The sequence below is a fragment of the Mycolicibacillus koreensis genome (genome assembly GCF_002104795.1).
Lineage (GTDB): Bacteria > Actinomycetota > Actinomycetes > Mycobacteriales > Mycobacteriaceae > Mycobacterium > Mycobacterium koreense.
Genome location: NZ_NCXO01000002.1, coordinates 104,668 through 124,086, shown reverse-complemented (window position 1 = coordinate 124,086; position 19,419 = coordinate 104,668). Strand labels below are relative to the sequence as shown.

Here is a 19,419-nt window from a genome sequence, read left to right as displayed (position 1 = left end):
TTCTGTGTCCTCCTGGACTTGTTGGTGCCTGTTACAGCAGTGTGGATGTTTTCAGTTGTGCCGCGGTAGTGACCGGGCAAGATTACTCCGGGTGCGTCAGCGGACGCTCATGCACCCGTCGTCGTGCGGTGTCGTGGGCGGGTGCTCACTCCCCCGTCGCCTTGGCGATGATCTCCTTCGACACCTGCGCCGGCACTTCGGCGTAGGAATCGAACACCATGGTGTAGTTCGCCCGGCCCTGTGACTTCGACCGCAGGTCGCCGACGTAGCCGAACATCTCCGACAGCGGGACGTGCGCCTTGACGACGCGGGCACCGCTGCGCTCTTCCATGGCCTGGATCTGGCCACGGCGGGAGTTCAAATCACCGATCACATCGCCCATGTACTCCTCGGGCGTGGTGACCTCGACAGCCATGATCGGCTCGAGGATGACCGGTTGGGCCGCCGTCGCGGCCTTCTTCAAAACCTGGGAGCCGGCGATCTTGAACGCCATCTCCGAGGAGTCGACGTCGTGGTACGCGCCGTCGAGCAGGGTGAGCTTGAGGTTCACCAGCGGGTAGCCGGCCAGCACGCCGTACTGCATGGCGTCCTGCGCCCCGGCGTCCACCGACGGGATGTACTCGCGCGGGATGCGCCCCCCGGTGACCTTGTTCTCGAACTCGTAGGTCGCGCCCTCCTCGTCGGTGAACGGCTCCAAGGTGATGATGACCTTGGCGAACTGCCCCGAGCCACCGGTCTGCTTCTTGTGGGTGAACTCGACGTTCTCCACCTTGCGCTTGATGGTCTCGCGGTAGGCCACCTGCGGCTTACCGACGTTGGCCTCGACCTTGAACTCGCGGCGCATCCGGTCGACGAGGATGTCCAGGTGCAGCTCGCCCATCCCGCCGATGACGGTCTGGCCGGTCTCGGCGTCCAGGTGCACCTTGAAGGTGGGGTCTTCCTCGGCGAGCTTCTGGATCGCCAGCGACAGCTTCTCCTGGTCGCTCTTGGTCTTCGGCTCGATGGCGACCTCGATGACCGGGTCCGGGAACGTCATCGACTCCAGCACGATCTGCTTGTTGGCGTCGCTGAGGGTGTCGCCGGTGGTGGTGTCCTTCAGTCCGATCACCGCGTAGATGTGGCCGGCCGACGCCGACTCCACCGGGTTCTCCTTGTTGGAGTGCATCTGGAACAGCTTGCCCAGCCGCTCCTTTTTGCCCTTGGTGGAGTTGACGACCTGCGCACCGGAGTCGACCTTGCCGGAGTAGACCCGCACATAGGTCAGCTTGCCGAAGAACGGGTGCACGGCGATCTTGAACGCCAGCGCCGAGAACGGCTCGTCGACCGACGGCTTGCGGAAGATCTCCTGGTCCTCGTCGCCGGGCACGTGGCCGCGCACCGACTCGACGTCCAGCGGCGACGGCAGGTAGTCGATGACCGCGTCGAGCATCGGCTGGACGCCCTTGTTCTTGAACGCACTGCCGCACAGCACCGGGTACATCTCGCTGGAGACGGTCAGTTTGCGGATCGCGCCCTTGACCTCCTCGACGGTGAGTTCCTCCCCGCCCAGGTACTTCTCCAGCAGCGCCTCGTCGGTCTCGGCGACCGCCTCGAGCAGCTCACCGCGGTACTGCTCGACCTTGTCGGCGAGCTCGGCGGGGATCTCGACGGTCTCGTAGGTCTCGCCCATCTTGGTCTCGCCGCGCCACACCTTGGCGGTCATCTCGACCAGGTCGACGACGCCTTCGAAGTCGTTCTCCGCACCGATCGGCAGCTGGATGACCAGCGGCTTGGCGCCGAGGCGGTCCTTGATGGTGCCGACGGTGAAGTAGAAGTCCGCACCGAGCTTGTCCATCTTGTTGACGAAGCAGATCCGCGGCACGTCGTACTTGTCGGCCTGGCGCCACACCTGCTCGGACTGCGGCTCCACGCCCTCTTTGCCGTCGAACACCGCGACCGCACCGTCGAGCACCCGCAGCGACCGCTCCACCTCGACGGTGAAGTCGACGTGGCCGGGGGTGTCGATGATGTTGATCTGGTTGTCGTTCCAGAAGCAGGTGACCGCCGCGGAGGTGATGGTGATCCCGCGCTCCTGCTCCTGTTCCATCCAGTCGGTGGTCGAGGCGCCGTCGTGGGTCTCGCCCATCTTGTAGTTGACGCCGGTGTAGAACAGGATTCGTTCGGTCGTCGTCGTCTTGCCGGCGTCGATGTGCGCCATGATGCCGATGTTGCGGACCTTGTTCAGGTCGGTCAGCACGTCCTTCTGTGCCACAGAAGTTTTCCCAACTCTTTTCGGTTACTTGACTTCGATGTTCGTCTGCGCCGGCGGGCGGCGCGCCAGCTCACCAGCGGTAGTGAGCGAAAGCCCGGTTCGCCTCGGCCATCTTGTGGGTGTCCTCACGGCGTTTGACCGCGGCCCCCAGGCCGTTGCTGGCGTCGAGGATCTCGTTGGCCAGCCGCTCGACCATGGTCTTCTCCCGACGCTGCCGGGAGAAGCTGACCAGCCAGCGCAGCGCCAGCGTGGTGGAGCGGTCCGGACGCACCTCGACCGGCACCTGGTAGGTGGCGCCACCGACACGACGGCTGCGCACCTCCAGCGACGGCTTGACGTTGTCCAGCGCGCGCTTGAGCGTGATGACCGGGTCGGTGCCGGTCTTGTCGCGGGCCTGTTCCAGCGCACCGTAGACGATGCGCTCGGCCAGCGATTTCTTTCCTTGCACCAGCACCTTGTTCACCAGCTGGGTGACCAGCTGCGACCCGTAGACCGGGTCGTTGAGCAGGGGACGCTTGGGAGCCGGACCCTTACGCGGCATCAGCTCTTCTCCTTCTTGGCGCCGTAACGGCTGCGGGCCTGTTTGCGGTTCTTCACACCCTGGGTGTCCAGCGAGCCGCGGATGATCTTGTAGCGCACACCGGGCAGGTCCTTCACCCGGCCGCCGCGCACCAGCACCATCGAGTGCTCCTGCAGGTTGTGGCCCTCGCCGGGGATGTAGGCGGTGACCTCCACGCCGCTGGTCAGCTTCACACGCGCCACCTTGCGAAGCGCCGAGTTCGGCTTCTTCGGTGTGGTGGTGTACACGCGGGTGCACACCCCGCGGCGCTGCGGGCTGCCCTTGAGGGCCGCGGTCTTGACCTTGGCGGGTTTGTCGCGGCGCCCTTTGCGGACCAGCTGCTGAATGGTTGGCATCTACCGGCTTCCTGTGTCGCTCCGTTGTTAAAAGTTTGTCGTACTGCAGTTATGCCCTGCCGCAGTACCCCGCGACCGGGTGTGTCGCATGCGCTGGCCGCGGATTTCCTCCGTTGCACACTGGACACGCGAATCGGCCCGGCTGCACGCCTGACGGTCACCCGAGGCGCCGTCAGCGGCCAGGCACGAGGTCCTACGATACCCGCCGCTGGTCGGGCAGGTCAAAGCAGCAGCCGTCACCGGGGCCCGGCGGCGCGCCCGGCACCGGTCCGAGACCGGTCTAACACCGGCCCGGCACCCTCAATGGGTGCCGTCAGCGCCACCGCTGCGCCCCGACAGCGCCGACCCGACGGCCTCGGCGGGCGCGGATTGCTGCTGGCTGACGCGGAATCGCGGCAGCGCATCGGGGTAGGTGCGCTGCAGCCAATCGATCAGGCCTTCGCGCACCGCACAGCGCAACAGGAACAGCGAGTCGGCGTCGGCGGCGCTGACTGTCGGACGCACCCGCAGGTAGCCGCCGACGGCGTCGGTGACCCGCAGCGAGGAGGCGCGCCCGTCCCACAGTTTGTTGTCGGCGAGTATGCGCTGCAGTTCGGCGCGCATCTCGTCGACCGGGACGGTGAAGTCCACATCCATCTCGACGGTGCCGAACAGTTCGGTGGCGTTGCGGGTCCAGTTCTCGAACGGGTTGGTGGTGAAGTAGGTGGTGGGCAGCACCAGCCGGCGCTGGTCCCAGATCTGGACGACCACGTAGGTCAGGGTGATCTCGTCGATGCGGCCGTACTCGCCCTCCAGCACGACGATGTCTCCGACGCGGATCGCGTCGGAGAACGAGATCTGCATGCCGGCGAACACCGATCCCAGGGACGTCTGGGCGGCCAGACCGGCCACCACCGAGAGCACCCCGGCAGAGGCGAACAGTGTGGTGCCGATCTGGGTGAACCCCGGGAAGGTCATCAGTGCGGCCGCCGCGCCGAGCACGATGATGATGACGATCGCCAGCCGCCGCAGCGTCATCACCTGGGTTTGGATCCGGCGCCGACGCCGGTGCCCGCCGGTGAGGTGGTCGTCGCCGACGGTCAGTCGGGCCACGGCGCGCCGCTCGGCGACCATCACCAGGCTGGCGATCAGCCAGGTCAGCGCGGCGATGATCACGATGTGCAGCCCGTGGTCGATGCGGGGGCGCCAGACGGTGTCGGCGGGGACGGTGGCGGCCAGCGCGATGTTCGCCGCGATCGCCATCAACGTCGTGCGAAACGGCCAGCGGGTGAACGTCGCCAGGTCGTGGACGATGCCGCTGTCGTGGCCGAAGCGCCGCAGCAGCCAGGAGATCACCCAGCCCAGCAGATACGCCACGGCGATCGCGGCGATCACCCAGGTGGCGATCCCCGCGATGTGGGTGACCGAGGAGAGTCGGGGGTTGGAATCCAGCTCGAATCCCTCGAGCATGCGTTATCAACTCCTGCGAGTCGCGGCCGGTTGGGATCTGTGTCCAACCCTAGGGCAGATCGGCGTTCCCGTCAGGCCCCCGCCGGGGCCGGCCCCGGCGACGTTCAGCGGGTTCGGCGTTCGATCCCGGAGGCGAGCCGTTGCACCATGTCGGTGTAGAGCGCATCGGGGTCGACGCCCTGCATCGCCCCGGTCATCTCCAGCAGCACGAATCCGTGCATCGCCGACCAGAACTCCAGCGCGGCGCCGAACGCCTCCTCCCCGCCGAGCCCGTAGGAGGCCAGCACCGCGATGATCGGTCCCGCCGCCGCCCGGGTGGCGGCGGTGAACTCCGGATCGTCGCCGGCCAGCGGCATCCGGGTGAACGCCGAGTACCGGCCGGGGTGGTGGTGGGCGTAGCTGCGGTAAGCGCCGGCCATCGCCACGACCGCGTCGTCGCGCTCACGGCCCTGACCGACCCGGTTGAGCATCCCGATGATGTCGTCGACGACGCGCATCCGCACCGTGCGGAGCAGATCTTCGAGACTGTCGACGTGGTTGTACAGCGACGGGCCCTTGGTTCCGAGCTGGGCGGCGAGGGCGTTGATCGTCAGCGGCTCCCAGCCCTCCCGGTCCAGGAACGTCAGGGCACCGTTGACGATGCTCTCCCGACTCAGCCGCGCCGGCCGCGTTGTCATGCGTCTCCATCCCGCTCATGTTCCACGGCCCCGCCGCCGCTTCGCCGCGCCCAGACGCGTTCAGACCGCACTGTAGTGGACCGCCCGTGCCGCGGAGTCGGCCAACTCACCCATCACCGGCCCACAGCGCCCCCGACCGTCGTAGTCTGCTCGTAGTGTTCTCGGGGGCTTCTCGGGGACACCTCTAGGCTCGTCATGGGCTCGTCATAGGCTCTCGGGACCGATCCGAGCAATCGGATCATCCGCGACTCCCCCGGAGGTGGTGCACGGTGAAATCGACGACCGTCGGCGCGCTGGCCGCAGGGTGCGCCACCGGCCTCGCCGCGGCGCTGATCGTCCCGATCGCCCCGGCCGGGGCGATCTACGGCGACACCCACATCATGGGCCAGGGCATCCACCAGACCGTGGACTGCAACAACGCCACGCTCTATGTGAACGGCTCGCAGAACGTCATCAACGCCGTCGGCACCTGCTGGGCGGTGACGTTGCAGGGCTCGGGCAACACCGTCATCGCCGACACCATCGTCAACGACATCACGGCGTTCGGCATCGACCAGACGGTGTTGTTCCACAACGGCGAGCCGGCGCTGATCGACCGCGGCCGCGAGTTGGGCATGGCCAACCGGTTGCAGCGCATCCCGGCCTAGCATGCGCCGTCACCGCGTCCCGGCCGCGCTCGCGGTGCTGCTGCTCGCCGGCGTGCCGGTCGGGTGCGGTTCGCGCCAGGACTCCGCCGAACCCGCCTCCGGCAGCCCCACGGCGCAACTGCAGGTCGGCGACACCGTCAACTACGGGTCGGTGGGCACCACCGCCGAACTCGACTGCGGGGACGGCAAATCACTCAACGTGGGCGGGTCGAACAACACCCTGACGGTGACCGGGACCTGTCACTCGGTGAAGATCGGCGGCACCGACAACAAGATCACCGTCGAACGCATCGACGCTGAGTTGTCGATCGTGGGGTTCAACAACACCGTCACCTACCGCGACGGCGATCCGGCCGTCAGCGACCTCGGTTCGGAGAACACCGTCCACCGGGGTTAACCGGGTGCGCCGTGCCGGCCCGCCCCGGCACTGAACCGCCCCGCCCCGGCGGCGGCTTCGGCGGCGACCGCGGCGAAGCTGTCGAACTCAGATGCCAACGCGTCGGCCTCCGGGCGGCCCCACTGGTGCAGCACCGAGGACCGGTCGGCGCGCAGGCAACGCTGCGGCAGGCCCGCGAGTTCGGCGGCCATCTCCTCGGCGGCGACCCGCGCCTGCCCGGCCGGCACGACCCGGTTGGCCAACCCGATCGCCGCGGCCTCGCGGGCGCCGACCGCGCGGCCGGTGAGGATCATGTCCATCGCGCGACTCTGACCGATCAGCCGCGGCAGCCGTACCGTGCCCCCGTCGATGAGCGGCACGCCCCACCGGCGGCAGAACACCCCGAACACCGCGTCCTCGGCGGCGACCCGGAGATCGCACCACAGCGCCAGTTCCAGTCCGCCGGCGACCGCGTAGCCGTGCACCGCGGCGATCACCGGCTTGGACAGCACCATCCGCGTCGGCCCCATCGGGCCCGGGCCGTCGGGGGCGACCCGGTTGACCTCACGGGTGCCGAACGCCTTGAGATCAGCTCCGGCGCAGAAGCTTTCGCCGGCTCCGCAGAGCACCGCCACGGCGGCGTCGTCATCGGCGTCGAAAGCGGCGAAGGCGTCGTAGAGCGCCTCGGCCGTCGGGCGGTTCACCGCGTTGCGTGCCGCGGGCCGGTTGATCACCACAGTGGTGACCGGTCCGGACCGGTGCACCTCGACCAGATCGGTCATGACACCTCCACACTGTCAGCGGCGAATTCGGGATGCGCGGCGCCACCGGGCAGGCGCGCGGAGAATTCGGCGGCGAATTCCCGGTAGGCCCGGCGCAGCCGCTCGCCGGGCCACCGGTCGGGCAGCAACTCGCTGGGCAGCACCGGGTCGGTGAGCAACAGCCTCACGATCGCTGCGGCCACGACGAACCGGCCCGGGACGTCGCCGGCGTCGGCCATCTCGGTCAGCAGGGCTTCGCCGTCGCGCGCCCACCGGGTCAGATCCCACAACTGCCGAGCCAATTCACGCGGCGCACTGTCACGCGAGCGCAGCACGCGCAACCGGGCCGCTGTGGCGTCGTCGAGGACCGGCCGTAGATTGTCCGGACGCATCCACACCCCCTCGCGCAATTCGGCGAAACGGTGGTGCTGCAGGGTGGTTCGCAGCTCCGCACGGGAGCGCGCATCGTTGCCGATACTGGTGATGATCAGCGTCGTCCAGTCACCGTGCCAGCTGCGGGTCTGCGGGTCCAGCGCTTCGTCCTGGCGGCGCTGGCGGGCCAGCAGTCTCGGGGCGAGCCGATAGCCGTCGTCGGACCGGATGAGATCACCGGCGCCCACCAGGCGGGTCAGCGCTACCCGCAAGGTGGTGTCTCTGATGCCGAAATCATCAGTGAGACGGATCAATTCGGCTGCATCGGCGTGTGCGGGGTGCGCGCCCAGCAGCACCGACAGCACCACCGATCGGGCGGTCAGCCGTCGCGGCGGGCCCGGCACCGGCTACACCCCGGAGGCGCGCCGGCCGTGGTCGCCGAACGGTTCGTCACGGTGGCGCACCGCCTCACGGAAGCCGTTGCCGGTGGCGTCGTCGACGAAGGCGTACCCCTCCGGGGTGTGGCGGGCGATCCCGTCGAACACGGTGGAGAGCATCTGGCTGGTGGCGACACCTTGTTGCAGCAGCGCGCTGTTGAGCGCCAGTTTGGCCATGATCAACTGGTTGACCGGCATCGCGGCGATCCGGGCGACCAACCGCTCGGTGCGCTCGTCGAGGTCGGCGGCCGCGGGCGCCTCCACCGCCAGGCCCCACTCGGCGGCCTGCGCCCCGGTGAGGCAGTCACCGGTGAACAGCAGTCGTTTGGCGCGCTGGTCACCGAGGCGGTGGGCCCACAGTCCCGCCGCCGGGACTCCCCACACCCGCATGGGCGGGTAGCCGATCTTGGCGTCGTCGGCGGTGATGATCTGGTCGGCGTGCAGTGCGATGTCGGTGCCGCCGGCGATGCAGTAGCCGTGGATCTTCACCACGGTCGGTTTGTCGGCGCGCATCAGCGAGGAGAAGCCGCGCACGAACCGGCTCATCATCTGGTAGTCGACCATCGGGTCCCAGGGCCGGTCCGGGCGATGGTTGTCGGCCTGGACCTTGCCGTCGAGCACGCTGCCGCGGTAGTTCTCTCCGCCGGCCGGGGCGCTGCCCTCGGCGTAGGCCCCGAGGTCGAAGCCCGCGCAGAAGCCCTCCCCGCGGCCCGACACCAGGATCACGTGCACGTTCGGATCCAGGTCGGCGCGCTCCACCAGCGCCGAGAGCTCCAGCGGGGTGTCGGCGGTGATCGCGTTGCCCCGCTCGGGACGGTTGAACGTGATGCGGGCGACGCGGTCGGTGACCTCATAGGTCATCGTCCGCAGGTTGTCGTATTCGACCGGGGCGATGTGGTGGCGCATGCCGTCAGTCTGTCACCAGGACACGCCCGAGGATGGGATCCAGATCCAACCCGCTCGGCAATGTCCCGTACGCCGATCCCCCCTTGCGGTCAAAGCGGGTCGCCAGAAACGCCTCGCTGACCGCCGGGTTGCCGTGGCGGATCAGCAGCATGCCCTGCAGGGCAAGGGCGATGTCCTCGGCGATCTGGCGGGCCCGGTACTGGGCGCCGGTCACGTCATCGAGGTCGCCGAGGGTGGCCTTGAGGGTGTCGACGTGGCGGGCCAGCCGCGGGTCGGCCCCGGCGGTGCTCGCCAGGTCGTCGAAGAGCACCTCAACCGATTCGGGGCGGGTCACGATGGCGCGCAGGGTGTCCAACGCGCTGACGTTGCCCGATCCCTCCCAGATCCCCATCAGCGGCGCCTCCCGGTACAACCGCGGCATCTGCGAGTCCTCGATGTAGCCGTTGCCGCCCAGGCATTCCATCGCCTCCGCGGCATGACCGGTGGCGCGTTTGCAGACCCAGTATTTGCCGGCGGCCAGGCCGATGCGCCGCAGCGCACCGTCGCGCTCGTCGCCGCGGATGGCATTGTCGGTGGCCCCGGCCATCCGCATCGCGAGCAGGGTGGCGGCCTCGGCCTCCACCGCCAGGTCGGCGAGCACGTTGCGCATCAGGGGCTGGTCGATCAGGTAGTCGCCGAATGCCCTGCGGTGCTGGGTGTGATAGATCGCCCGGCTCAGTCCGGCGCGCATGCTCGTCGCGCTGGCCAGGGTGCAGTCCAGGCGGGTCAGGTTGACCATCTCGATGATCACCGCGACGCCGCGGCCCTCCTCCCCCACCAGCCAGGCCGTGGCGCCGTCGTATTCGATCTCCGAGGAGGCGTTGGCATGGTTGCCGAGTTTGTCCTTGAGACGCTGCAGGTGCATCCGGTTGCGGGTGCCGTCGGCCAGGATGCGGGGCAGCAGGAAGCAGCTCAGCCCGCCGGGCGCCTGGGCGAGCACCAAAAAGATGTCGCCCATCGGCGCGGAGGTGAACCACTTGTGCCCGGTCAGGGTGTAGCTGCCGTCGGCGTTGGGGGCGGCCTCGGTGCTGTTGGCGCGCACGTCGGAGCCGCCCTGTTTCTCGGTCATCGACATGCCGGCGGTGATCCCGGCCTTGGTGGCGGGCACCGTCAACTGCGGGTCGTAGGTGCGGCTGGTCAACAGCGGTTCGTAGATCGCGGAGAGTTCGGGGTTGTAGCGCAGGGCCGGCACCACCGCGTAGGTCATCGAGATCGGGCACAGATGACCCGGCTCCGGGGTCCACACCCCCATCTTGGCCGCACGCACCACGTGGGCGCCGGGCCGGTCATCGGCCCACGGCGCGGCGTGCAGACCGTGTTCGAGCGCGGTGCGCATCAGCTCGTGGTAGGCGGGGTCGTATTCGACCTCGTCGATGCGGTTGCCGATGGTGTCGTGGGTGTGCAGGATCGGCCGGTTGCGGTCGGCGAGTTCTCCCCAGCGCTGGGCCTGGGCGGACCCGGAGAGTGCGCCGAGTTCGGCGACCTCCTCGACGCCCCACTCACCGCCCTCCCGGATCAGGGCCTCGCGGAGCACCGGCGATGTCGCCGGGTTGTAGCCCTGCAGGGGCGCCACTTGGTTGGTGACGGTGTGCGTATCAGCCATAACCTAGTGTTACATTATTGCGCCAATCGCACAAGAACTGTAATTGCAGGTGGGGCGGGGCCTGCCGGTGCCCCGCCGGGGCCCACTGGCCGAAGTCATGACTGAGATCGATGCCCCAGCGGACATACACCCGCGTATATGACGGTGTGTGTCCGCTGGGGCGTCGATCTCAGCAGCATCTGCGGCTTTCGCCGCCGCCTCAACGCCCGAGACGGGGCGAGGTTTGGCACTCCGGGGCGCGCGGCGATTCAGCGCCCGGCGGCCACGTGCTCTTTGAGGAAGGCGATGTCGTCTTTGCGCCCGTCCTCGGCGGTCTCGCAGATCACCGGTGCGCCGGCGGCTTTCACCACCGCCACCAGCAACTGCGGGTCGATCTGGCCGGTGCCGAGGTTGGCGTGCCGGTCACGGCCGGACCCGGCGGCATCCTTGGAGTCGTTGCAGTGCACCAGATCGATGCGCCCGGTGATCGCGGTGATCCGCTCCACCGCGTCGATGAGCGCCTCACCGGCCGCCCAGGTGTGGCAGGTGTCCAGACAGAAGCCGACACCGGTGTCGCCGATGCGGTCCCACAGTCGGGCGATCACGTCGAAGCGGCGCGCCATCGCCCGCTCCCCACCGGCGGTGTTCTCCAGCAGCACCGGCACGTCGGAGTCCAGTTGGTCGAGGGCTTTGCGCCACCGGGCGAACCCCTCGGCGAGGTCATCGTCGAGTTCGGAGTCGGCGGTGACGTGGCCGCCGTGCACGATCACCCCGGCAGCCCCGATGTCGGCGGCGGCGTCGCAGGTCTGCTGCAAGATCTTGCGGGATGGGATCCGAACCCGGTTGTTCGCCGAGGCCACGTTGATCAGATACGGCGCATGCACGTAGATCGGCAGATCCGCATTACGCAGGGCTGCAGCGTCGGCACGCGGTGTCGGCGGCTTCCAGCTCTGCGGGTTGGACAAAAAGATCTGCACCACGTCCGCGCCGTCGGCTTTCGCCGCCGCTATCGGATCCTTGGGGCTGACATGAGAACCGATGAGCACGCCGGCCAGTCTAGTGACCGGCCGAACCGGTCCCGCCCCGCCGCACGCCGACCGCGTGGCCACGCGCACGCCCACCGCGCGCCGAACGTGAAGATAAGTTCACCCTCGGCGCCTAACGTGAAACCAGCTTCACGTTCGGCGCCGAGGGTGACTCGAGGGTGACTCCAAGGGCGACTCGGGGGCGCCTTCGAAGCGCAGGCAGGCGCCCTTACCGGTAGTCGGAGTAGCCGTAGTCGTCCAGGGGCACGGCGGCACCGGTGGCGGTGCCGAAGTCCGGGCTGTAGTACTGATCTTCGTACGACGGGATCGTGTACGCAGCGGCCCGAGCCTCCTCGGTGGGCTGCACCTGGATGTCGCGGTAGCGGCTGATTCCGGTCCCGGCCGGGATCAGCTTCCCGATGATCACGTTCTCCTTCAGGCCCTCGAGGCGGTCGCTGCGGCAGTTGATCGCCGCGTCGGTGAGCACCCGGGTGGTCTCCTGGAACGATGCCGCGGACAGCCACGAGTCGGTGGCGAGGCTCGCCTTGGTGATCCCCATCAGCACCGGACGACCGGCGGCGGGCTCCCCACCCTCGGCCATCACCCGACGGTTCTCGGCCTCGAACTCCGCCCGCTCGGTCAGCGACCCGGGCAGGAACTCGGTGGAACCGGAGTCGATGATCGTCACCCGACGCAGCATCTGGCGCACGATCACCTCGATGTGCTTGTCGTGGATCGACACACCCTGGGCGCGGTAGACCTCCTGGACCTCCTTGACCAGGTGGACCTGCACCTCCCGCGGGCCCTGCACGCGCAGCACCTCGTGCGGGTCGGCGGAGCCCTCCAGCAGCTGCTGACCCACATCGACGTGGTCGCCGTCGGCCAGGAGCCGCTCGGAACCGTCATCGTGCTTGTAGACCTTCAGCCGCTGACGCTTGGACAGCTTGTCGTAGACCAGCTCCTCACCGCCGTCGTCGGGGATGATCGTGATCTTGTAGAACCGCTCATCCTCCTCCAGGCGGATGCGCCCGGCGACGTCGGCGATCGGCGCCTTGCCGCGCGGCACCCGGGCCTCGAACAGCTCCTGCACGCGCGGCAGACCACCGGTGATGTCCTCACCGACACCACCCTGGTGGAAGGTGCGCATGGTCAGCTGCGTGCCCGGCTCACCGATGGACTGGGCGGCGACGATGCCGACGGCCTCGCCGATGTCGACCAGCTTGCCGGTGGCCATCGAGCGGCCGTAGCACAGCGCGCACACCCCGGTGCCGGTGGCGCAGGTCAGCACCGAACGCACCTTCACCGCGGTGATGCCGGCGGCCAGCGCCGCCTCGATCGCCGGGTCGCCGAGGTCGTGGCCGGCCTCGACGATGACGGTGCCGCTGTCGTCGACGGCGTCGACGGCCAATGTCCGTGCGTACGCCGAGGTCTCGATGAACGGGTCCCGGATCAGCGTGCCGTCGGGCTGGCGCTCGGCGAGCTCGACGGTGATGCCGCGCTCGGTGCCACAGTCGTGCTCGCGCACGATCACGTCCTGCGACACGTCGACCAGACGACGGGTCAGGTAACCGGAGTCGGCGGTGCGCAGCGCGGTGTCGGCCAGACCCTTACGGGCACCGTGGGTGTTGATGAAGTACTCCAGCACGGTCAGGCCCTCGCGGAAGCTGGACTTGATCGGACGCGGGATGAACTCACCCTTGGGGTTGGTCACCAGACCCTTCATCCCGGCCAGGGTGCGGGTCTGGGTGAAGTTACCGGTGGCGCCGGACTCCACGATCGTGATGATCGGGTTGTCGCTCGGGTAGTGCTCCCGCAGCGCGTTACCGACCTCCTCGGTCGCTTCCTTCCAGATCTCCACCAGCGCCTCGGTGCGCTCGTCGCGGTTGAGCGCCCCACGCTGGAACTGCTTTTCGACCTTGTCGGCCCGCTCCTCGTAGGCGTCGAGGATCTCCTTCTTGCGCGGCGGCACGAGCACGTCGGCCATGGAGACGGTGACACCACTGCGGGTGGCCCAGTAGAACCCGGCGTCTTTGAGCTTGTCGACGGTCTGGGCGACGACGATCATCGGGTAGCGCTCGGCGAGATCGTTGATGATCGCGGCCTGCACCTTTTTGTGCATCTGCTTGTTGACGAACGGGTACCCGACCGGCAGCAGCTCGTTGAACAGCACCCGCCCCAGCGTGGTCTCGGTGGTCCAGGCGTCGCCGGGGCGCCACCCGTTCTCACCGAAGAGCTCGGTCTCCACCTCGACCGGCGGACGCTGGTCGGTCAGGCGCACCTTGATCGTGGCCCGCACCGACAGCGCGCCGCGGTCGGCGGCCATGATCGCCTCGGCCGGCGAGGAGTACACACCGGATTCCGGGGCGTCCTTGGCCGCCGGGGTGTATTCGCCGGTCTCACCCTCGATCTCGGTGGTCAGGTAATACAACCCGGTCACCATGTCCAGACGCGGCATGGCCAGCGGCCGGCCCGACGCCGGCGACAGGATGTTGTTGCTCGACAACATCAGGATGCGGGCCTCGGCCTGCGCCTCGGCCGACAGCGGCAGGTGCACCGCCATCTGGTCACCGTCGAAGTCGGCGTTGAACGCCTCACACACCAGCGGGTGCAGCTGAATCGCCTTGCCCTCCACCAGCTGCGGCTCGAAGGCCTGGATACCCAGACGGTGCAGGGTGGGCGCACGGTTGAGCAGCACCGGGTGCTCGGCGATGACCTCTTCGAGGACGTCCCACACCTGGGGGCGCTGGCGCTCCACCATCCGCTTGGCGCTCTTGATGTTCTGCGCGTGGTTGAGGTCGACCAGCCGCTTCATCACGAACGGCTTGAACAGCTCGAGTGCCATCAGCTTCGGCAGACCGCACTGGTGCAGCTTGAGCTGCGGGCCGACGACGATGACCGAGCGGCCCGAGTAGTCGACACGCTTACCGAGCAGGTTCTGACGGAAGCGTCCCTGCTTGCCCTTGAGCAGATCGGAGAGCGACTTCAGCGGGCGGTTGCCCGGGCCGGTGACCGGCCGGCCGCGACGACCGTTGTCGAACAAGGCGTCGACGGACTCCTGCAGCATCCGCTTCTCGTTGTTGACGATGATCTCGGGCGCGCCGAGGTCCATCAGACGCTTGAGCCGGTTGTTGCGGTTGATCACCCGGCGGTACAGGTCGTTGAGGTCGGAGGTGGCGAACCGGCCACCGTCGAGCTGCACCATGGGGCGCAGCTCCGGCGGGATCACCGGAACCGCGTCGAGCACCATGCCCATCGGCGAGTTGCCCGACTGCTGGAACGCCGCAACCACTTTGAGACGCTTGAGCGCCCGCAGCTTCTTCTGGCCCTTGCCGTTTTTGATGACGTCGCGCAGCGACTCCGCCTCGGCGTCGATGTCGAAGTTCTCGATCAGCTTCTGGATCGACTCCGCGCCCATCGCGCCGGTGAAGTACTCGCCATAGCGGTCGACGAGCTCGCGGTAGATGCTCTCGTCGATGATGAGCTGCTTGGGGGCCAGCTTGGTGAACGTGGTCCAGATCTCCTCGAGCCGGTCCAGTTCGCGCTGGGCACGGTCACGCAGCTGACGCATCTCGCGCTCACCGCCGTCACGCACCTTGCGCCGCGCGTCGGCCTTGGCTCCCTCGGCCTCCAGCTCGGCGAGGTCGGCTTCGAGCTTCTGCGCCCGGGCCTCCAGGTCGGCGTCACGCTGGTCCTCGACGGCCTTGCGCTCCACGCCCATCTCGGCTTCGAGGGTCGACAGCTCGTTGTGCCGCATCTCGTCGTCGACCGCGGTGATCACGTAGGCGGCGAAGTAGATGATCTTTTCCAGATCCTTCGGCGCCAGGTCCAGCAGGTAACCGAGCCGGCTCGGCACACCCTTGAAGTACCAGATGTGGGTGACCGGGGCGGCCAACTCGATGTGGCCCATGCGCTCACGGCGCACCTTGGCGCGGGTGACCTCCACGCCGCAGCGCTCACAGATGATGCCCTTGAAGCGGACCCGCTTGTACTTGCCGCAGTAGCACTCCCAGTCGCGAGTCGGTCCGAAGATCTTCTCGCAGAACAGGCCGTCCTTCTCCGGCTTGAGGGTGCGGTAGTTGATGGTCTCCGGCTTCTTCACCTCGCCGTAGGACCATTGCCGAATGTCCTCGGCGGTGGCCAGACCGATTCGGAGTTCATCGAAGAAGTTGACGTCGAGCACGTAACTCCCTTTCCCCTTGCGGGTTTTGGTAACGAATAAAGCTGATGGCTAGTCGATAGCGGCGATAACTAGGCCAAGTCCTCGACGGACGCGGACTCGTTGCGCGACAGGTTGATCCCGAGGTTCGCCGCGGCGCGCTCCAGGTCGTCGTCCTCGCCTTCGCGCAACTCGATGGCCGCACCGTCAGACGACAGCACCTCGACGTTGAGGCACAGCGACTGCAGCTCTTTGAGCAGCACCTTGAACGACTCGGGAATCCCCGGCTCGGGGATGTTCTCGCCCTTGACGATCGCCTCGTAGACCTTGACCCGCCCGACGGTGTCGTCGGATTTGATCGTCAACAGTTCCTGCAGCGTGTAGGCCGCACCGTAGGCCTGCATCGCCCAGCACTCCATCTCACCGAAGCGCTGACCACCGAACTGCGCCTTACCGCCCAGCGGCTGCTGGGTGATCATCGAGTACGGCCCGGTGGAGCGGGCGTGGATCTTGTCGTCCACCAGGTGGTGCAGCTTCATGATGTACATGTAGCCGACGGTCACCGGGTACGGGAACGGCTCCCCGGACCGGCCGTCGAACAGCACCGCCTTGCCGTCGCTGTTGACCTGGACGTTGCCGTCGCGGTCGGGCAGCGTGGAGGCGAGCAGGCCCTGCAGCTCCTCCTCCTGGGCGCCGTCGAAGACCGGGGTCGCGGTCTTGGTGTCGGGCCCGGACTCCAGCAGTTCCTCCGGCAGTGTGGTCGCCCACTCCGGGGTGCCGGCGGCGACGTCGACGTTCCAGCCGGTCTTGGCGATCCACCCCAGGTGGGTCTCCAGGATCTGGCCGATGTTCATCCGTCGCGGCACACCGTGGGTGTTCAAGATGATGTCGACCGGGGTTCCGTCGGGCAGGAACGGCATGTCCTCCTGCGCCAGGATCTTGCCGATCACACCCTTGTTGCCGTGCCGGCCGGCCAGCTTGTCACCGTCGGAGATCTTGCGCTTCTGCGCGACGTAGACCCGGACCAGCTCGTTGACCCCGGCCGGCAGCTCGTCGTCGTCCTCGCGGGAGAACACCCGGATTCCGATGACCTTGCCGGATTCCCCGTGCGGCACCTTCAGGGAGGTGTCGCGGACCTCGCGGGCCTTCTCCCCGAAGATCGCGCGCAGCAACCGCTCCTCGGGGGTCAGCTCGGTCTCCCCCTTCGGGGTGACCTTGCCGACCAGGATGTCGCCGTCGCGGACCTCCGCACCGATGCGCACGATGCCGCGCTCGTCGAGGTCAGCGAGCACCTCGTCGGAGATGTTGGGGATGTCGCGGGTGATCTCCTCGGCGCCCAACTTGGTGTCGCGGGCGTCGATCTCGTGCTCCTCGATGTGGATCGAGGTGAGCACGTCATCTTCGACGAGCCGGTTGGACAAGATGATGGCGTCTTCGTAGTTGTGCCCCTCCCACGGCATGACCGCCACGAGAAGGTTCTTCCCGAGCGCCATCTCGCCGTCTTCGGTGCAGGGACCGTCGGCGACGACCTGGCCGGCCTCCACCCGCTGCCCGGCGTCGACGATCGGACGCTGGTTGGCGCAGGTGCCGTGGTTGGACCGGTTGAACTTGCGCATCCGGTAGGTCCTGCGGGTGCCGTCGTCGGCCATCACCGTGATGTAGTCGGCGGAGACCTCCTCGATCACCCCGGCCTTCTCGGCGACGACGACGTCACCGGCGTCGATGGCGGCACGCAACTCCATGCCGGTGCCGACCAGCGGGGCCTCGCTGCGCACCAGCGGGACCGCCTGACGCTGCATGTTCGCGCCCATCAGGGCACGGTTGGCGTCGTCGTGCTCGAGGAACGGGATCATCGCGGTGGCCACCGAGACCATCTGGCGCGGCGAGACGTCCATGTACTCCACCTCCGCGGAGGACACGTACTCGACCTCGCCGCCCTTGCGGCGCACCAGCACACGCGGCTCGCTGAACCGGCCCTGCTCGTCGAGCGGGGAGTTGGCCTGCGCCACCACGTAGCGGTCTTCCTCATCGGCGGTGAGGTAGTCGATCACGTCGGTGACCACCCCGTCGGTGACGCGCCGGTACGGCGTCTCGATGAACCCGAACGGGTTCACCCGCGCGTACACCGACAGCGACCCGATCAGACCGATGTTGGGGCCTTCCGGGGTCTCGATCGGGCACATCCGGCCGTAGTGGCTCGGGTGCACGTCGCGGACCTCCAGCCCGGCCCGCTCCCGCGACAGACCACCGGGCCCCAGCGCCGACAGACGGCGCTTGTGGGTCAACCCCGACAGCGGGTTGTTCTGGTCCATGAACTGCGACAGCTGGCTGGTGCCGAAGAACTCCTTGATCGCGGCGACCACCGGGCGGATGTTGATCAGGGTCTGCGGCGTGATCGCCTCGACGTCCTGGGTGGTCATCCGCTCGCGGACCACGCGCTCCATCCGGGACAGCCCGACCCGGATCTGGTTCTGGATCAGCTCGCCGACGGTGCGCAGGCGCCGGTTACCGAAGTGGTCGATGTCGTCGGTCTCCACCGGGACCTCGACCCCGCCGGGCACCGTCATCTCGGTCTGGCCGTCGTGCAGCCGCACCAGGTACTCGATGGTGGCGACGACGTCCTCTTCGGTCAGCGTGGTCGAGGTGATCGGGGTGGACCCGTCACCCAGGCCGAGCTTCTTGTTGATTTTGTAGCGCCCCACCCGGGCCAGGTCGTAACGCTTGTCCTTGAAGAACAGGTTCTCCAGCAGGGTCTGCGCCGACTCCTTGGTGGGCGGTTCGCCCGGGCGCAGCTTGCGGTAGATGTCCAGCAGCGCCTCGTCGGGGCCGGCGGTGTTGTCCTTCTCCAGCGTCGACATCATGATCTCGGAGAACCCGAAGCGTTCCCGGATCTGCTCGTTGGTCCAGCCGAGCGCCTTGAGCAGCACGGTGACCGGCTGACGGCGCTTGCGGTCGATGCGCACACCGACGGTGTCGCGCTTGTCGATGTCGAACTCCAGCCAGGCGCCCCGGCTGGGGATCACCTTCACCGAGTGCAACGTCTTCTCGGTGGACTTGTCGATGCTCTCGTCGAAGTACACCCCCGGCGAGCGGACCAGCTGGCTCACCACGACACGCTCGGTGCCGTTGATGATGAAGGTGCCCTTCTCGGTCATGATCGGGAAGTCACCCATGAACACCGTCTGGCTCTTGATCTCACCGGTGTTGTTGTTGATGAACTCGGCGGTGACGAACAGCGGGGCCGCGAAGGTCATGTCCTTGTCGCGGCACTCCTCCTCGGGCGCCTTGACGTCATCGAAACGCGGATCGGAGAACGACAGCGACATCGTGCCGGAGAAGTCCTCGATCGGCGACAGCTCGTAGAGCACGTCCTCGAGGCCGCCCTTCGGGTCGATCTCGCCGCGGTCGATCGCTTTCTGCCGCCACTCGTCGGCACCGATGAGCCACTGGAACGAGTCGATCTGCACGTCGAGCAGACCGGGAACTTCGAGCGGCTCGCGCAGCTTCGCGAAGGAGACCCGGTTGGGCGCGCCGGGCACGGAGCCGTTGCGTGGGGTTGAGGGGTTCGTCTTGCTCTGGCGGGAGACTGCCAAGATGCGTCCTTCCAGCACCTCATGCGACCGGCGGGTCGACCGACCCGTTCGCCGCGATATCTGCGTCGGTTCGGCTGGCAGACGGCCTGTCCGGGTCTCACCCACACGGCCGAGTCACTGAGCGTGGAGCGAGCTCAGGCTAGGGCCACGATGTCTGATGGGCGTGAGGTGGGCAGGGGGCAGCCAGCGCAACCTCACACGATAGCGCAGCGCCCGGCATTCCTCAACCGCGA

14 protein-coding genes are annotated in these 19,419 nt (G+C 67.8%); 2 read left to right on the top strand and 12 right to left on the bottom strand.

Annotated features, from left to right (window positions below; translation table 11 throughout):
• Window positions 1-145: 145 nt before the first annotated feature.
• The 5 genes from fusA to B8W67_RS01540 all read right to left on the bottom strand — a co-directional run bounded on the left by fusA (window position 146) and on the right by B8W67_RS01540 (window position 5,292).
• Window positions 146-2,251: an elongation factor G gene (gene fusA, locus B8W67_RS01560; RefSeq protein ID WP_069392793.1), complete on the bottom strand. Its 2,106-nt coding sequence runs from the start codon at window positions 2,249-2,251 to the stop codon at window positions 146-148.
• 70 nt (window positions 2,252-2,321) lie between these two features.
• On the bottom strand, window positions 2,322-2,792 hold the full coding sequence (gene rpsG, locus B8W67_RS01555; protein WP_069392794.1) for a 30S ribosomal protein S7: 471 nt from the start codon (window positions 2,790-2,792) through the stop codon (window positions 2,322-2,324).
• Complete coding sequence (gene rpsL / locus B8W67_RS01550) at window positions 2,792-3,166, bottom strand: 30S ribosomal protein S12 (RefSeq protein WP_069392795.1); 375 nt, start codon at window positions 3,164-3,166, stop codon at window positions 2,792-2,794. The genes rpsG and rpsL overlap by 1 nt, the downstream gene beginning before the upstream one ends.
• 300 nt (window positions 3,167-3,466) lie before the next feature.
• On the bottom strand, window positions 3,467-4,615 hold the full coding sequence (locus tag B8W67_RS01545; RefSeq protein ID WP_084228903.1) for a mechanosensitive ion channel family protein: 1,149 nt from the start codon (window positions 4,613-4,615) through the stop codon (window positions 3,467-3,469).
• Between the two features lie 104 nt (window positions 4,616-4,719).
• Complete coding sequence (locus B8W67_RS01540; protein ID WP_069392796.1) at window positions 4,720-5,292, bottom strand: TetR/AcrR family transcriptional regulator; 573 nt, start codon at window positions 5,290-5,292, stop codon at window positions 4,720-4,722.
• A gap of 269 nt (window positions 5,293-5,561) precedes the next feature.
• On the opposite strand from B8W67_RS01540, the gene B8W67_RS01535 reads away from it, so the two are divergent.
• Window positions 5,562-5,939, top strand: a complete 378-nt coding sequence (locus B8W67_RS01535) for a DUF3060 domain-containing protein (RefSeq protein WP_069392797.1) — start codon at window positions 5,562-5,564, stop codon at window positions 5,937-5,939.
• Between the two features lies 1 nt (window position 5,940).
• On the top strand, window positions 5,941-6,336 hold the full coding sequence (locus B8W67_RS01530) for a DUF3060 domain-containing protein (protein ID WP_069392798.1): 396 nt from the start codon (window positions 5,941-5,943) through the stop codon (window positions 6,334-6,336).
• On the opposite strand, the gene B8W67_RS01525 is transcribed toward B8W67_RS01530, so the two are convergent.
• From B8W67_RS01525 to rpoB, 7 genes are all read right to left on the bottom strand, one after another.
• The gene (locus tag B8W67_RS01525; protein ID WP_085301966.1) at window positions 6,333-7,097 is read right to left on the bottom strand and encodes a crotonase/enoyl-CoA hydratase family protein; all 765 of its coding nucleotides are present in this window, start codon (window positions 7,095-7,097) and stop codon (window positions 6,333-6,335) included. The genes B8W67_RS01530 and B8W67_RS01525 overlap by 4 nt on opposite strands.
• On the bottom strand, window positions 7,094-7,852 hold the full coding sequence (locus B8W67_RS01520; protein WP_234806632.1) for a PaaX family transcriptional regulator C-terminal domain-containing protein: 759 nt from the start codon (window positions 7,850-7,852) through the stop codon (window positions 7,094-7,096). The genes B8W67_RS01525 and B8W67_RS01520 overlap by 4 nt, the downstream gene beginning before the upstream one ends.
• 3 nt (window positions 7,853-7,855) lie before the next feature.
• Window positions 7,856-8,791, bottom strand: a complete 936-nt coding sequence (locus B8W67_RS01515) for a crotonase/enoyl-CoA hydratase family protein (RefSeq protein ID WP_069392800.1) — start codon at window positions 8,789-8,791, stop codon at window positions 7,856-7,858.
• Window positions 8,792-8,795: 4 nt separating this feature from the next.
• Window positions 8,796-10,433, bottom strand: a complete 1,638-nt coding sequence (locus tag B8W67_RS01510; RefSeq protein WP_085301964.1) for an acyl-CoA dehydrogenase family protein — start codon at window positions 10,431-10,433, stop codon at window positions 8,796-8,798.
• Window positions 10,434-10,681: 248 nt separating this feature from the next.
• Window positions 10,682-11,458 (bottom strand): deoxyribonuclease IV, encoded by a 777-nt coding sequence (locus B8W67_RS01505; protein WP_085301962.1) that lies wholly within the window; start codon window positions 11,456-11,458, stop codon window positions 10,682-10,684.
• Between the two features lie 208 nt (window positions 11,459-11,666).
• Window positions 11,667-15,617, bottom strand: coding sequence for a DNA-directed RNA polymerase subunit beta' (locus tag B8W67_RS01500; protein WP_069392803.1), 3,951 nt, complete (start codon window positions 15,615-15,617; stop codon window positions 11,667-11,669).
• Between the two features lie 68 nt (window positions 15,618-15,685).
• Window positions 15,686-19,204, bottom strand: a complete 3,519-nt coding sequence (gene rpoB / locus B8W67_RS01495; RefSeq protein WP_085301960.1) for a DNA-directed RNA polymerase subunit beta — start codon at window positions 19,202-19,204, stop codon at window positions 15,686-15,688.
• Between the last annotated feature and the right edge of the window lie 215 nt (window positions 19,205-19,419).